This is a genomic window from Rurimicrobium arvi (genome assembly GCF_039540495.1).
Classification (GTDB): Bacteria; Bacteroidota; Bacteroidia; order Chitinophagales; family Chitinophagaceae; genus Rurimicrobium; species Rurimicrobium arvi.
Genome location: NZ_BAABEZ010000002.1, coordinates 251,208 through 264,980 on the forward strand (window position 1 = coordinate 251,208; position 13,773 = coordinate 264,980).

Sequence of the window (13,773 nt, forward strand, 5' to 3'; positions counted from 1 at the left end):
GCCTGTTTTTTGTGTATGTTATTGGAACATCGAAAGCAGATCGGTAGTGGTATTGTTTTCGAGATTGATCATTTCAAATCTTTTGGCCGATGAGAATGAACCCATGTCCCGGTCACTGTTGATCAGTATTGCTCCCATCACAATGATATAATGGCATTTGAATGGTGTTGCAGCGATCAGTTCGTGGATACGTCTGTCTATTGCTTCATAAATTACTTCCGTCGCTTCAGCAAGTGGCTCTTTAGCGCTCAGGATACGCTCTGATGCATTATACAGAATTTGCTCTATGGTATTCATCTGGTGGTCGAGCTCTGTGACTTTTCCAGGTTCTATCAGCTTATGTGTAAGCTTATGCAGGGCTCCCTGGGCGGCACCGCAGCATCCTGATGTCTCGTTTTGCCCGAACCGGTGGATCTCGCCGATCTCTCCTGTTTTGGATATACCTATGTGCGGGCCATAATAAATAAATACCCCTCCGTCGTCTGGTACGTGACTGGCAAAAGCTGCCATGCCGGATAAACCTGTAAACGGGAATCCGTCCAATCCGCCCATTTTGAAAGGTCCGAGGAATTCCTGGAAACGCACCGGATATTGTATGCTGTTCACATCGTCGCTGCAGATACTGTCAGCCAGCATCACCTTCGAAGGTTCGAGGTCAAGGTCGTCTTCCATCAGATCGATAACCCTGTTCACCGTGTCGATAGTGGTAAGCGCATTCGGATAATATTGGCGGATGATTGCCAGGCGTTCTTTTTTGAGCATTGACTGTTCGGTTTTAAAATCCCGCTAATTATCTGCGAAAGTAGCGCTGCAAGCTCAAAAATTGTATCTGCTGCATAAAATTCATGATTTGGTTATTACAATAAGAACCACGGGGTCGCAGCAAAAAGACAAAAAGCCACCCATGCAAAGGGGCATGGGCGGCTATCGTTGTTCTCTGTTTGGAGTTAGTTATTCGTAACCGTCAGGTGTACGTTGATATTGTTTCTGGTGGCATTGGAATACGGACAGATCTCGTGTGCCCTGTTTGCAAGCGCTATAGCGTCCTGGAGCGTTATCCCGCTGATGTTTACGGCAAGTTCCGCTTCCAGTCCGAAAGTGCCGCCCGGCAACTGACCGATACTGACCTTTGCCGTTACGGAAGTTCCTTGCGTGGATGTCCTGGATAAGCTGATCACCCGGTTTAAGGCACTATCGAAACAGGCAGCATAGCCTGCGGCAAATAATTGTTCCGGATTGGTGAAGTCGTTGTTGGCTCCTCCCAGTGATTTAGGTAATCTTACCTGAAGGTCGAGGATACCATCTTCAGACTTTACATGTCCCTGGCGGCCACCTGTTGCAGTTGCAACGGCTGTGTATAGCGCTTTCATTGTTGTGTTGTTTTATTCAGAATTTTGGTAGTGATCTGTTTCAGGTGCAGCAGTTCTTCCATGCTGAGACCCATCGCCTCTATCATCTTATCCGGTATGGCCGATGCTGCTTTTTTCAACGCCTTACCCTTATCGCTCAGCGTGATTGTTACCACGCGTTCATCGGAAGAATTCCGCTGCCGTAACACCAGCCCTTTTGCCTCCATACGCTTCAGCAATGGAGTGAGCGTTCCGGTATCAAGCATCAGCTTGTCGCAGATGCCGCTGACAGACAGTTTTTTATATTCCCACAGCAGCATCATCACCAGGTACTGGGGATACGAAAGATCCAGCTCGTCCAGAAACGGCCTGTAATGGTTGGTGATTTCCCGCGATAATGCATAAAGCGGAAAGCATACCTGGTTGTCCAGCTTGAGTAAATCTTCCTGCGTACTCATAATGGTAATGTTTTTGCAATACAAAAGTAAGGTAAAGTATATTTTGCACAATATAATTGTATGCAATACAGTGTTAACATAAAACTGTAATGAAAAAGCCATACCTCCGGGAGGTATGGCTTGCAGTAAGTTATGGTATACGCCTATTCCGAACCGGCGTTGCGCGTCATTTGTTCAATCTGGTCCCACATGCCGGGAGGTATTGCATTCAGCATATTGAACTGACCCGCACCCTGCAGCCAGGAACCTCCGTCTATGGTGATCACATCGCCGTTGATATACGCCGAAAAATCGGACATCAGGTAAGCGGCAAGATTGGCAAGCTCCTGTGTCTGTCCCACGCGTTTCAGGGGTACTGTGTTTTTAAAATCGAACTTTTGTGCGAGTTCGCCGGGAAGCAGGCGTTCCCAGGCTCCTTTTGTCGGAAACGGTCCGGGTGCGATCGCATTGGAGCGGATGCCATATTTCGCCCATTCCACGGCCAGCGACTTTGTCATTGCCACCACACCGGCTTTAGCACAGGCGGACGGCACCACAAATGCGGACCCTGTTTGTGCGTAGGTAGTGGCTATATTCAGGATAGTGCCCGGTATTTTCCGGTCTATCCAGTATTTACCCAGGGCAAGCGTACAGTTGGCAGATCCCTTCAGTACAATATCGATTACGGTCGCAAAAGCATTTGCGGAGAGTCGTTCGGTGGGCGAAATGAAGTTACCCGCCGCATTGTTCACCAGTCCGTGTACCGCACCCATTTCCGATACAGCTGTTTCCAGCATACGCTGTACCTGTTCCGGGTCTCTGACATCGCAGGCTATGGCAACGACTTTGCCTCCATATTGCGATTCCATTTCCCGGGCATTGTTTACGAGTCTGTCGATTTTCCGGCTGGTAATCACCACCTGCGCTCCGAGTTGGAGGAAATAGCTGCTCATCGCTTTGCCTAAGCCCGTTCCGCCCCCTGTAACAATAATGTTTTTCCCGGCCAGCGCATCTTTGCGCAGCATGCCTTCCGTATAATGTGTTTCCTGCATCTGATACTTTTATAAAGAGCCTGTTTAAAGTTCGGGTACCGTACCGTCACTTTCATAGATACTATCGATTTCTTTTGCGTATTTGTCCAGGATGATCCGGCGTTTCATCTTGCTGGTGGGTGTCAGTTCGCCGCTTTCTATGGTCCATTCGGTGGGTAACAGTACAAATTTTTTCACCTGCTCTACGTGGTTGAATTCCCTGTTATAATGATCGATAACGGACTGTATCATTGCAACCACTTCCGGCTGGTGCACCATTTCTGCAGGCGTGGAACAGGGAAGATTCCTGTCGGAACACCATTTGCCCAACTGCCCGAAGGCGGGAACGATCAATGCTGCAACAAATTTTTTCCCTGCGCCCAGCACCATCATCTGCTCGATATACAGACTTTCTTTCATGCGGTTTTCGATCGGCATCGGTGCTACATATTTGCCACCTGATGTTTTAAATATTTCTTTTTTACGGTCGGTGATCCTTAAGAATCCCTGCTCATCCCTGCTGCCGATATCTCCAGTATGAAACCAGCTGTCCTGCATCACCTCGCGGGTTAGTTCCTCGTTCCGGTAATAACCTTTAAAGACATTGGGTCCTTTGCAGAGTATCTCTCCGTCATCGGCAATTGTTACCTGCACATCGTCAAGCAATTGTCCTACGGTCCCGAACTTTCTCCCTGAACTGAAGTAGTGATTTACCGCGATCACCGGAGAGGTCTCTGTTAATCCGTAACCTTCCATGATTACGATTCCTGCCGCCGTGAAGATGCGTTCCAGTCTTACCGGACAAGCGGAACTGCCGACTACGATTGCCTGGATATTACCGCCAACAGCTTTCCGCCATTTGCTGTAAACCAGTCTGTCGGCGAAGTACTGCTGGAATTTATACCAGGGACTATTACCGCTTATCTCATACTTCGATGCAAGATGTACCGACCAGTTGAAGATTTTCGCTTTGATCCCGCGCAGCTTCTGCCCCTCGGCCAGGATGCGCTCAAAGACTTTCTCCAGCAGCCTCGGTACAGCAGTGAATACATTGGGGCCTGTTTCACGCATATTAGCTCCTATGGATTCCATATTCTCTGCGAAGTACACCGAGAAGCCGTTAAACAGATAGATGTACATCACCATCTTCTCAAAGATGTGGTTGAGCGGAAGAAAGCTCAGTGCCCGATTTTGCGGACGGGGTATCTGATCGAGTACGGGGAATGCTGATGTAATGTTGCTCATGATATTGCCATGGCTCAGCATCACTCCTTTGGGACTTCCCATCGTCCCTGACGTATAAATAATCGTGCAGATATCGTCTGTATGAATGCCGGCAGCAATCTGGTTGATACGGTTGCGTTCTATGGGAGAGATGTCCTGTAGCAAAGTTTCCCAGAAGGTTCCTTTGCTGTCATCGTTAAAGCAAAAGACAGATTGTACAGAAGGAGTCTGTCCTTTTATGGAGAGAATGACATCTGTCAGCGCGCAATCTCCGGTAAATACACATTTGGCTTCTGTCTCGGACAATATCTGCGCAATTTCCCGCTCTCCTGTATTGGGATATAAAGGAACCAGGATCGCACCTGTCAGCTGGACGGCGAGGTCGGTAATGATCCATTCGGGCCTTCCGGGACTGATGATTGCAATTTTATCCCGTTGTTCCACATTGCCGCCTCCGCCCCCGATGCCCATGCGCAGCAGCGCAGCAGCGAGTTCATACACCTTGCGATGTACTGCTTCCGTTGTGTATGCCTGCCATTGTCCCGAAGACTTTGCATTCAGCAGGTCGGGTAGTGGCCGATCGGCCTGGACGGAAATGCAATCGAATAATCTGCCTGCCTGTTTCATAATACCTGTTTCGGATTGTTATGCCGGCACCGAAAGTCCGGCATATTCGGTAATGCTTAGTAACAATATTTCTGTTGCCCGATGATCGATTCCGCAATTCGGCGGCGTGCGGCGGTGGTGTTCACGTCCTGTGTTTTTGTAAAGCGCTTGAGCCCCATCAGCATCATTCTTTTTTCATCGCCCTCGGCGAATGCGTTCAGCGCTTCTTTACCTGCTTTGAATATCTTATCTGAAGCATCCTGAAGGTACACCCGCATAATGTCGATCTGATCGCTCACAGCGTCAGCACCGCGTTGTGCGGCGAGTTTTTCCACCCGTAGTTGCAGCGATTCCGCCACATATGTTTCAATCAGCATGTCTGCCAGGTACATCAGTATTTCCTGTTCCTTGGATAAGGACATCATCAGTTTCTGCACGGCGGCTCCGGCAACCATAAGCACTGCTTTTTTGAAGCCAGCCACGTATTTTTTCTCCGGCGCAAAAAGTGCTTCTTCCTCCATACTTCCGAAATCAGGAATACTCACCAGTTCGCCGGCAACAGCCTGTGCAGCGCTCATCAGGTCCAGTTCTCCTTTCATTGCCCGCTTCAGCATCATGTCTACCGTGAGCAGCCGGTTGATTTCGTTCGTGCCTTCAAAGATCCGGTTGATCCTGCTGTCGCGGTAGGCTCTGTCCATCGGAGCCTCTGCGCTGTAACCCATCCCGCCGTATACCTGTACCCCTTCATCCACCACATAGTCCAGCACCTCTGAAGCATGCACCTTGATAATGGCCGCTTCGATCGCGAATTGCTCGGTTCCTTTCAGCTTGGCCTTTCCGGCATCCATACCGGAAGCGATCAGTGCGTGGGTGGCATCTTCTATATTCTGACTCGCACGGTAGATGGCACTTTCGGTCGCGTAAGTACGAATCGCCTGCTCTGCAATTTTATAACGTATTGCTCCGTATCTGGCAATCGGCCGGCCAAACTGCTCGCGCTCATTTGCATATTTTACCGTATTGTTGATGACGGCTTTGGCAGCTCCGAGCGCAGCGCCTCCAAGCTTGATACGACCCAGATTCAGGATGTTCACCGCGATCTTGAAACCATTGCCCCGCTCTGATAATAAATTTTCTACGGGTACCATACAATCATTAAAGAATACCTGGCGTGTGGAGCTGCCTTTGATACCCATTTTGTGTTCTTCGGGATTCAGGGTGATCCCGCCAAATGTTTTCTCAACAATAAATGCACTCAGGTTCGCATCGTCATCTATCTTGGCGAATACGGTAAAGATATCCGCAAAGCCTGCATTGGTGATCCACATTTTCTGGCCGTTCAGAACATAATGTTTGCCATCAGCAGAGAGCACCGCTTTTGTTTTGCCGGAATTCGCATCTGATCCCGCTCCGGGTTCGGTGAGACAATAGGCGCCTTTCCACTCGCCGCTCGCAAGCTTCGGGATGTATTGCTGCTTCTGTGTCTCGTTTCCATAATACAGGATCGGTAACGTGCCGATGCCGGTGTGCGCCATTGCGGCGACGGAGAAAGATGCTCCTGGTCCGGTTTTTTCACTGATCAGCATCGAAGTGGTGAAGTCTTTGCCGAATCCGCCGTATTCTTCAGGTATGGAAACACTGAGGATACCCAATGCTCCGGCCTCGTCGATGAGGGAGGGCACAAGTCCTTCCTCCTGCTGATCGATTCTGTCTAGTACCGGTACTACTTTCTGATCTATAAAATCCTGGCAGGTCTGCGCGATCATCCGTTGTTCTTCATCCCAGTTTTCGGGTATAAATACATCGGCAGCTTGGATGGTGCTGATCAGGAATGCTCCTCCTTTCAGATGTCCGTTTTCTTTTCCAGTGCTCATTGCTGTAATTTTTTAATGTTGTTATAAAAGTTCGAATACACCGGCAGCTCCCTGCCCGGTTCCCACACACATAGACACGATACCGTACCGTTGTTTGCGCAGCCTTAGTTCTGAAAACAGCTGAGTGGCCAGTTTTGCGCCTGTACAGCCCAGCGGATGTCCGAGTGCAATGGCTCCTCCGTTCACGTTCACGATTCCGGGATTCAGATCCAGGTTGCGGATGACGGCTACGGACTGGGAAGCAAAAGCTTCGTTCAACTCGATGAGGCTGATGTCATTCAATTGCAATCCTGCAGCTTTCAGCGCTTTCGGGATGGCCTCTATAGGGCCGATACCCATGATCCGGGGCGGAACACCGGCAACCGAATAGCTCGCCAGTCTTGCAATCGGCGTAAGCTGATGCTCTTTCAGAAAGCGCTCACTGACCACCATTACAAAAGCGGCACCGTCGCTGGTCTGGGAGGAATTACCTGCAGTAACGCTTCCCAATGCATCGAATACCGGTTTCAATCCGGACAAAGCTTCTATTGAAGTGTCTGCCCTCGGACCTTCGTCGGTGTCTACTATAAACTGTTTTTTTTGTTTTTTACCGGAATCATCTACAAAAATTTCTTCCACGTTTACCGGTACGATGTGCTCTTTGAATTTGCCCTGCTGCAAAGCCGCTATGGCTTTCTGATGACTGCCGAAGGCAAAAGCGTCCTGCTCATCACGGCCCACATTATACTCCCGCGCAACGGCTTCGGCCGTAAGGCCCATGCCCCAGTAATAATCCGGATTGTGTAATGCTACCGAAGGATTCGGCACAATACGCCATCCACCCATAGGCAGTAAACTCATGCTTTCCACACCACCTGCAATAATGCAGTCCGAAATGCCCGCATGTATTTTTGCGCTTGCAATGGCTATTGTCTCTAATCCGGAAGCACAATACCGGTTTACGGTCATCCCGGGAACCTTATCAGTGTCCAGTGCCATAAGGGAAATCAGCCGGCCTACATTCAGGCCTTGTTCCGCTTCGGGTGTGGCATTTCCCACAATTACATCGTCAATAAGCGTTTTGTCTAACTGAGGGACAGATGCGATCAGGTGTTGTATCACAGTTACCGCAAGGGTGTCCGGCCGTACGGTGCGCAGCCCGCCGCGACCTGCTTTTCCTACAGCGCTTCTGTAAGCCGCTACAATATATGCGTTCATTTTTTTTAGTCTTTTTAGTTACGTAACACTTTTCCTCCTTTCAATATTGACTGAATGCGTTCGAGTGTTTTTCTTTCGGCACACAGTGAAATAAATGCTTCCCGCTCCAGCTGCAGCAGGTAGTCTTCGCTTACCAGGCCCGGTTGCGAAAGGTCTCCGCCTGCGAGTACATAGGCCAGCTTCTGGGATATTTTTACGTCATGCTCACTGATATAATGACCCGAAAACATGGTATTGGCACCGACATAGGCCAATCCCAACGCCTGGCTCCCAAGTACGCGTATGTCTTTCCTTGGTGCCGGTTGCACGTAGCCAGCGTCCGCCATTTTCAGGCATTCTTTCTTCGCTTCTGCCAGCAAGCGGTTACGGGACATTACGACTGTGTCGCGTCCCTTTTTCAGGTATCCGAGTTCAAAAGCTTCATATGCCGACGTCGAAACTTTTGCCTGACCTATAGTCAGAAAACGCTGCCGGAAATTGTTGAGCTCAATATCTCCTTCCTGCAATTCATCCGAAAGCCGCAGCGCGAATTCTTTCGTTCCGCCACCGCCCGGTATCAGTCCAACGCCGAATTCCACAAGCCCCATATACAGTTCGCTGTGCGCCACCACTTTGTCCGCATGCAGACAAATTTCGCATCCACCCCCGAGCGCCATCTGATGAGGGGCAGCTATTACCGGTACTGAAGAATAGCGAAGGCGCATCATCGTATTCTGAAAAGCTTTCACCACCATGCTCAGTTCATCGAATTCCTGCTCAATGGCCAGCATAAAGATCATCCCCACATTCGCTCCCGCACTGAAGTTGGCTCCTTCGTTCGAAATCACCAATCCTCTGTAAGACTGTTCCGCAAGCGTGACGGCCTTGTTGATGCCTTCCAGTACTTCACCACCTATGGTATTCATTTTGGTGTGCATTTCCAGGTTCAGTATACCATCCCCGAGATCCAGAATCGTTACGCCGCTATTTTTCCATATAGTTTGCGTGTCACGTATGTTGTCCAGCAGGATAAATGCTTCAGTTCCGGGAATGATCTTATAGGCCCTGGACGGTATGTCGTAATAAAGCTTTTTGCCGTGCTCTATTTTATAGAAGGAATGCGCCCCGTTGTCCAGCATTTCATATACCCAGGGAGCCGCTTTGATGCCCATTTGCTCCATCAGCGTAAGGGTGGGAGCCACGCCCAACGCGTCCCACTTTTCAAAGGGTCCCATCTCCCAGCCGAATCCGGCATTCACAGCCGCATCTATTTTATAGAGTTCGTCCGCTATTTCGGGAATACGGTTGCTTGCGTACGCAAACAGCCGGAAGAAAATATGGCGATAGAAATCCCCGGCTTTCCCTTTGTCTGCAAACAGAACCTTCAGGCGGCCGGGCATATCATCTATGTTTTTGACGGTATCCAGCACCGGGAATTTTACCTTGGGAGTAGGCTCGTATTCCAGGGTTCTGAGGTTCAGACTGTAATAATTACTGCCGCTTGTACCCTTCTCCTTGCGGTAAAACCCCTGACCGCTTTTAGCACCCAGCCATTTCCGGCTGATCATTTCACTGATAAAAGGCGGTAGTGTAAACAATTCGTTCTCCTCATCCTGCGGTACGTTCTGTTTCAGTCCGTTTGCAACAAGCGCCATCGTGTCAAGCCCTACAATATCATTGGTGCGGAACGTCGCCGACTTCGGATGTCCTATTATTGTTCCTGTGAGTTTGTCCACTTCGTCGATACTGATATCGTGCTGCTCTACGTAATGCAGGATACTCATAATGCTGAATACCCCTATACGGTTGCCGATAAAGGCCGGTGTATCTTTCGCCAGCACCGTTGTTTTACCGAGGTTCTGTTCCCCGAAATGCATGAGGAAATCGATCACCTCAGGTGCAGTATCTTTTGTAGGAATGATCTCCAGCAGCTTCAGGTAACGCGGAGGATTAAAGAAGTGTGTTCCGCAGAAATGCTTCCGGAAATCTTCACTGCGACCCTCAGCCATCAAATGGATCGGAATACCTGATGTGTTGGAAGTGATCAGCGTGCCGGGTTTGCGGAATTGTTCCGTTTGTTCGAAAAGCTGCTTTTTAATATCCAGGCGCTCTACCACCACCTCGATGATCCAGTCGCAGGTATTGATGCGGTGCAGATCGTCTTCAAAATTTCCGGTGCTGATTCTGCCTGCAAAAGATTTGAGATAGATCGGCGACGGATTCGATCTGAGTGCATTGGCCAACGCCGTATCCACAAGATTATTCCGGGATTTTCGGTCCGTTCCAGCATCCTGCGGCACGATATCCAGCAACAGAACTTCCAGTCCTGTATTTGCAAAGTGGCAGGCGATCCTGCTGCCCATTACTCCGGATCCCAGCACGGCTACCTTTTTGATATTTCTTTTCGGTGTCATCTTATATGCTCTTTATACTATTAGTTGGTACGCGTCCACACAGTGGTACGGCCTATTAACGAAATGCCGATATAGCCTCTTATGTTCAGTGTGTTATTTTTCAGCGTCATTTCGCAGCTATAGGTTTTGCCATTTTTCGGATCATAGATCGTGCCCTCGTCGTAACCGTTATCAGCGTCCTTCTCGAAGCCTTTCAGAATAAGCAGGCCGATGATCGGACGATTCTTCAGTTCTTTATCCGGGTTGTGTTCATCCAGCTTTGGTTTTCCGTTACGCATCGGTTCTTTCAGCCAGGTGATCTTGCCATAAAATTTGTTATCCGTGCTTTTGTAGATGTTGATTTTGGCTTCCTGCTTTGCATCTGTCCAATTGCCTTCTATCCGGTCCTGGGCAAGCAGGCTTTCAGGACGACACAGGTATACAAGCAGCATACAGAGCGATAGGATCGTGCGAAAACTGGTTTTCATAATGGATGTTTTAAGTGGTTACGATAGAATCTGCTGCAGCTGTGCAACCAGAGCGATGTAGGCGCTCATAGCATCGTCTGAGCTTAGCCCTTTCTTTGCCGACCATGCGTCGTACTTTGCTTTTCCGATAAAATCGAATAACTGAGGTTTGGGGGTTTGCTCATTTACGTTTCCCTCTGTTGCCTGCTTGTATAAGGCATACAGCTCCAGCAGTTGTTCATTGTCCGGTTTGCGGGGCAGCGCTTTGCTCTCTGTTACTGCCTGTTCAAATGCTTCCTTCAGTTCCATATTGGTTTTATTTTACGGGTTCCCAGGTAAAATCGTCGCTTTTGGGTGCGTTCATAAACGAAGCACTGATGTGCTCGGGCAGCAACGCGAGTTTCCTTTGCTGCATATCTATCCACGCGCCTTCTGCTATGATCACCGCTGTTTTTACATCGTCACTGCGGTATAATTCGTGCCGGAAAGACCATCGGGATCCGTCCGGTCTCGCACGCATCAGTTCGCAGCTTACGCGCACGCGGTCACCCAGTCCTGTTTCCCTCAGATAGGAAATATCTTCACGGAATAAAATCGGTCCGATTTTTAAATCGAGTAACGATCGGGTGGTAATACCGGCTTGCTCCAGCATGCAAAGCCTGGCCTGAGCGGCAAAATCGGCATAGGCAGAGTGGCGCAGATGTTGATTTGCATCTATCTGAGACCACAGTACGTCGCCTTCAAAAAAGATATTTTTTACAGACTGTTTCATCCCTCCGGTATTGATACCAAAATTAAATTCCCGGTCCGTGGTTGCAAAGGGCAGTTACGCGGGTAAATTGGTCAAGAAATCGGAAATGCGGGGAATCAGGTGTTTACCATGATCTTAAATTCACTCGGAGCGTATCCCGTATGCTTCTTGAAATATTTTCCGAAAGACGACTGGTCAGGGAAATGGATTGCGTTTGCAACCTGTGCCACACTCATTCCCGAATTGCGCAACAGCACTTTGGCTTCCAGTACCACAGCATCGTCGATCCACTCTCCGGCTGTTTTTCCGGTCATTTCTTTGATGGTTTCCGTAAGGTGCTTTGAGGTTACAAAGAGCCGGTCGGCATAAAACTGAACATTGCGGTGCTCCTTATAATGAACGAATACAAGGTTCTGGAACAGCATGCTCAGTTCCTGCTTCCTGTTAGGCTTGCTTTGGGTGATGATATGCTGGCGGTTGTACAGGTCACCTATTTCGTACAATAATGCTGTAAGAATGCTCTGGCATATCTGGCGCCGGTAGCTGTGCTGCTCGCGCTCAATAGCCTGGTCGATAAGCCGGAAAATGCGGAGCAACAGGTTGCCGTCTTCTGCCTCGCCATAAATAACGGGTGCTGCGGTATTCTTAAAAAAGGAGAAGGAATCCAGGAAAAGACTATTGGTGCTTACGCCAGAAAGAAAATCTTTGGAGAACACCACGAAGCGGCAGCGAAAGTCTTCCGACGCATCATAGATACGCAGGATATGAAAGGGTGTAGCCAGCAGCAACGCGTTTTCGCGGGCTTCAAATGTCTGCAGGTTCACTTCCACACGTGCATGCCCACCGGTACAGATGCCAATGATATATCCGGCAGATCTGTACGGAAATTCGCTTAACGACAGCAAAGGCCTTTCTTCGGTAATAAAGAAATCGGTGCCGATAGAGGCTTTGGCGTATAATGCAACAAATTTCGGGAAAGTCAGATGTGCAATCTTTCGGCTTATATTCATAGCTTTCTTCTGAAGAGACGGGAACTTATTGCAGGTATGCCGTTACAAGGTACGAAACTTGTAAACTAAATATTCCGCACTTTACTGCAGCATATCCGACTTTTCGACCAATGTCACCGAAGAATAACCCTTTCCTGTCAACGTGTACCGGCTACTTTTGTTACAGATCAACCGAATCTTTACTGAACTTATTGTGTAAATATAATTTTATGAAAAGGGCTTTACTAATACCATGTATGCTGGCTCCTGCCGTTCTGTTCGCGCAGGGATTCCAGGTCAATCTCCACGGACAAAAGCAAATAGGCATGGGTACCACCGGTACTGCCCTTGTGCAGGACGCGGCTTCTGTGCTGTTCAACCCGGGCGCCGTGGCAGCACTTCCGGAGAACGATATCCAGGCGGGGATAAGTCCGCTGATGTTCAAATCCGCATTTAATCCCTCCGGATCGGACGCCACCTATAATGTGAATAATAAAGTGGCAACACCTTTTACCGCTTATGCCGTATGGGGTCCCAAAGGTGCTAAATGGAAGGCCGGAATCGGTGTATATACACCGTTCGGAGGACTTGTAGACTGGGGCAACAGCTGGCAGGGCCGTTACGTGCTGGAAAGCCTCGATCTGAAGGCCATCTACGTGCAGCCCACCTTCAGTTATCGCATCAACAGGCAATGGAGTCTGGGTGCAGGACTCGTGTACAATACCGGTATGGTCGATCTGAAGAAAGCACTGCCGCTCACTATGTCCGACGGATCAGATGCCCAGGCGCAACTTAAGGGTACGGGTCACGGATGGGGATGGAACGCCGGTGTGCTTTATCGACCCGATAGCCAGTGGAGCTTCGGTTTGACTTACCGTTCTAAGGTGACTACAACAATCAACTCCGGAGACGCGCTGTTTACTGTTCCGGCATCGTTGAGCGCAAGTTTTCCTGCGGGAAATAAATTTTCTGCGAGTATTCCGCTGCCTTCCACCACTTCACTCGGTGTGGGCTACCGGCTGAACGATCAGTGGCTGTTTGCACTGGATCTGAGCTATGTGCGCTGGAGTGTATATCAGTCGCTCGATTTTGACTATGCCACCAACACTTCCGTATTGACAGATACGCATTCGCCGAGAAATTATAAAGATGCAGGCTCCGCGCGCGTAGGAGCAGAATTTAAGCCAATACCCAATTTCGCGTTGCGGGCGGGCGGCGGCTATGTGCTTACTTCCGTAAAAGACGGCTATGTAACGCCTGAAGCTCCTGACGCCAACCGCTTGCTGCTCACGGCCGGGGTCGGCTATCAGATCGGCAGACACTTTGATATCAACGCATCTTTCCTGTACGAAAAGATTGCGGCGCGCACGCAGACAAATATCGAATCGAATCTTTCCGGTACGTATAAAACCAATGTGTATGCACCGGGACTTTCCGTAGCCTATCGCTGGTAATTGATCACCTTTTAAAAGAAGC

General features: G+C 49.3%; 13 protein-coding genes. 1 reads left to right on the plus strand and 12 read right to left on the minus strand.

Annotated features, from left to right (window positions below):
* Positions 1-18 precede the first annotated feature (18 nt).
* The 12 genes from ABD846_RS02690 to ABD846_RS02745 form a co-directional block, all read right to left on the minus strand.
* Positions 19-762 (minus strand): hypothetical protein, encoded by a 744-nt coding sequence (locus ABD846_RS02690; RefSeq protein ID WP_344822397.1) that lies wholly within the window; start codon positions 760-762, stop codon positions 19-21.
* Positions 763-947: 185 nt separating this feature from the next.
* A complete protein-coding gene (locus tag ABD846_RS02695) occupies positions 948-1,370 on the minus strand; it encodes an organic hydroperoxide resistance protein (protein ID WP_344822399.1) in 423 nt (140 codons plus the stop codon).
* Positions 1,367-1,807, minus strand: a complete 441-nt coding sequence (locus ABD846_RS02700; RefSeq protein WP_344822401.1) for a MarR family winged helix-turn-helix transcriptional regulator — start codon at positions 1,805-1,807, stop codon at positions 1,367-1,369. The genes ABD846_RS02695 and ABD846_RS02700 overlap by 4 nt, the downstream gene beginning before the upstream one ends.
* A gap of 143 nt (positions 1,808-1,950) precedes the next feature.
* Positions 1,951-2,838 (minus strand): SDR family oxidoreductase, encoded by an 888-nt coding sequence (locus tag ABD846_RS02705; RefSeq protein ID WP_344822403.1) that lies wholly within the window; start codon positions 2,836-2,838, stop codon positions 1,951-1,953.
* Positions 2,839-2,862: 24 nt separating this feature from the next.
* Complete coding sequence (locus ABD846_RS02710; protein WP_344822405.1) at positions 2,863-4,668, minus strand: AMP-dependent synthetase/ligase; 1,806 nt, start codon at positions 4,666-4,668, stop codon at positions 2,863-2,865.
* Positions 4,669-4,724: 56 nt separating this feature from the next.
* Entirely contained in the window at positions 4,725-6,521 is a 1,797-nt protein-coding gene (locus tag ABD846_RS02715) for an acyl-CoA dehydrogenase family protein (protein ID WP_344822407.1), read from the minus strand.
* 21 nt (positions 6,522-6,542) lie between these two features.
* Positions 6,543-7,718, minus strand: coding sequence for an acetyl-CoA C-acyltransferase (locus tag ABD846_RS02720; RefSeq protein ID WP_344822409.1), 1,176 nt, complete (start codon positions 7,716-7,718; stop codon positions 6,543-6,545).
* Between the two features lie 14 nt (positions 7,719-7,732).
* Complete coding sequence (locus ABD846_RS02725; protein ID WP_344822412.1) at positions 7,733-10,111, minus strand: 3-hydroxyacyl-CoA dehydrogenase/enoyl-CoA hydratase family protein; 2,379 nt, start codon at positions 10,109-10,111, stop codon at positions 7,733-7,735.
* A 20-nt stretch (positions 10,112-10,131) separates the two neighbouring features.
* Positions 10,132-10,578 (minus strand): DUF2147 domain-containing protein, encoded by a 447-nt coding sequence (locus tag ABD846_RS02730; RefSeq protein ID WP_344822414.1) that lies wholly within the window; start codon positions 10,576-10,578, stop codon positions 10,132-10,134.
* 18 nt (positions 10,579-10,596) lie between these two features.
* Positions 10,597-10,866, minus strand: coding sequence for an acyl-CoA-binding protein (locus tag ABD846_RS02735; protein ID WP_344822416.1), 270 nt, complete (start codon positions 10,864-10,866; stop codon positions 10,597-10,599).
* A 7-nt stretch (positions 10,867-10,873) separates the two neighbouring features.
* Complete coding sequence (locus ABD846_RS02740; RefSeq protein WP_344822418.1) at positions 10,874-11,329, minus strand: acyl-CoA thioesterase; 456 nt, start codon at positions 11,327-11,329, stop codon at positions 10,874-10,876.
* A gap of 95 nt (positions 11,330-11,424) precedes the next feature.
* Entirely contained in the window at positions 11,425-12,318 is an 894-nt protein-coding gene (locus tag ABD846_RS02745; RefSeq protein WP_344822420.1) for a helix-turn-helix domain-containing protein, read from the minus strand.
* 209 nt (positions 12,319-12,527) lie between these two features.
* Here ABD846_RS02745 and ABD846_RS02750 point away from each other — a divergent pair, with 209 nt between their 5' ends.
* Positions 12,528-13,751 carry an OmpP1/FadL family transporter gene (locus tag ABD846_RS02750; protein WP_344822423.1) on the plus strand — a complete coding sequence of 408 codons (1,224 nt, stop codon included), beginning with the start codon at positions 12,528-12,530 and terminating at the stop codon, positions 13,749-13,751.
* Positions 13,752-13,773 lie beyond the last annotated feature (22 nt).

Excerpts from the sequence above, each read along its gene's own strand:
- ABD846_RS02720 (WP_344822409.1), bottom strand. The coding sequence starts at position 7,718 with ATGAACGCATATATTGTAGCGGCTTACAGAAGCGCTGTAGGAAAAGCA.
- ABD846_RS02750 (WP_344822423.1), top strand. The coding sequence starts at position 12,528 with ATGAAAAGGGCTTTACTAATACCATGTATGCTGGCTCCTGCCGTTCTG.
- ABD846_RS02730 (WP_344822414.1), bottom strand. The coding sequence starts at position 10,578 with ATGAAAACCAGTTTTCGCACGATCCTATCGCTCTGTATGCTGCTTGTA.
- ABD846_RS02715 (WP_344822407.1), bottom strand. The coding sequence starts at position 6,521 with ATGAGCACTGGAAAAGAAAACGGACATCTGAAAGGAGGAGCATTCCTG.
- ABD846_RS02690 (WP_344822397.1), bottom strand. The coding sequence starts at position 762 with ATGCTCAAAAAAGAACGCCTGGCAATCATCCGCCAATATTATCCGAAT.
- ABD846_RS02700 (WP_344822401.1), bottom strand. The coding sequence starts at position 1,807 with ATGAGTACGCAGGAAGATTTACTCAAGCTGGACAACCAGGTATGCTTT.
- ABD846_RS02725 (WP_344822412.1), bottom strand. The coding sequence starts at position 10,111 with ATGACACCGAAAAGAAATATCAAAAAGGTAGCCGTGCTGGGATCCGGA.
- ABD846_RS02735 (WP_344822416.1), bottom strand. The coding sequence starts at position 10,866 with ATGGAACTGAAGGAAGCATTTGAACAGGCAGTAACAGAGAGCAAAGCG.
- ABD846_RS02740 (WP_344822418.1), bottom strand. The coding sequence starts at position 11,329 with ATGAAACAGTCTGTAAAAAATATCTTTTTTGAAGGCGACGTACTGTGG.
- ABD846_RS02705 (WP_344822403.1), bottom strand. The coding sequence starts at position 2,838 with ATGCAGGAAACACATTATACGGAAGGCATGCTGCGCAAAGATGCGCTG.
- ABD846_RS02695 (WP_344822399.1), bottom strand. The coding sequence starts at position 1,370 with ATGAAAGCGCTATACACAGCCGTTGCAACTGCAACAGGTGGCCGCCAG.
- ABD846_RS02710 (WP_344822405.1), bottom strand. The coding sequence starts at position 4,668 with ATGAAACAGGCAGGCAGATTATTCGATTGCATTTCCGTCCAGGCCGAT.
- ABD846_RS02745 (WP_344822420.1), bottom strand. The coding sequence starts at position 12,318 with ATGAATATAAGCCGAAAGATTGCACATCTGACTTTCCCGAAATTTGTT.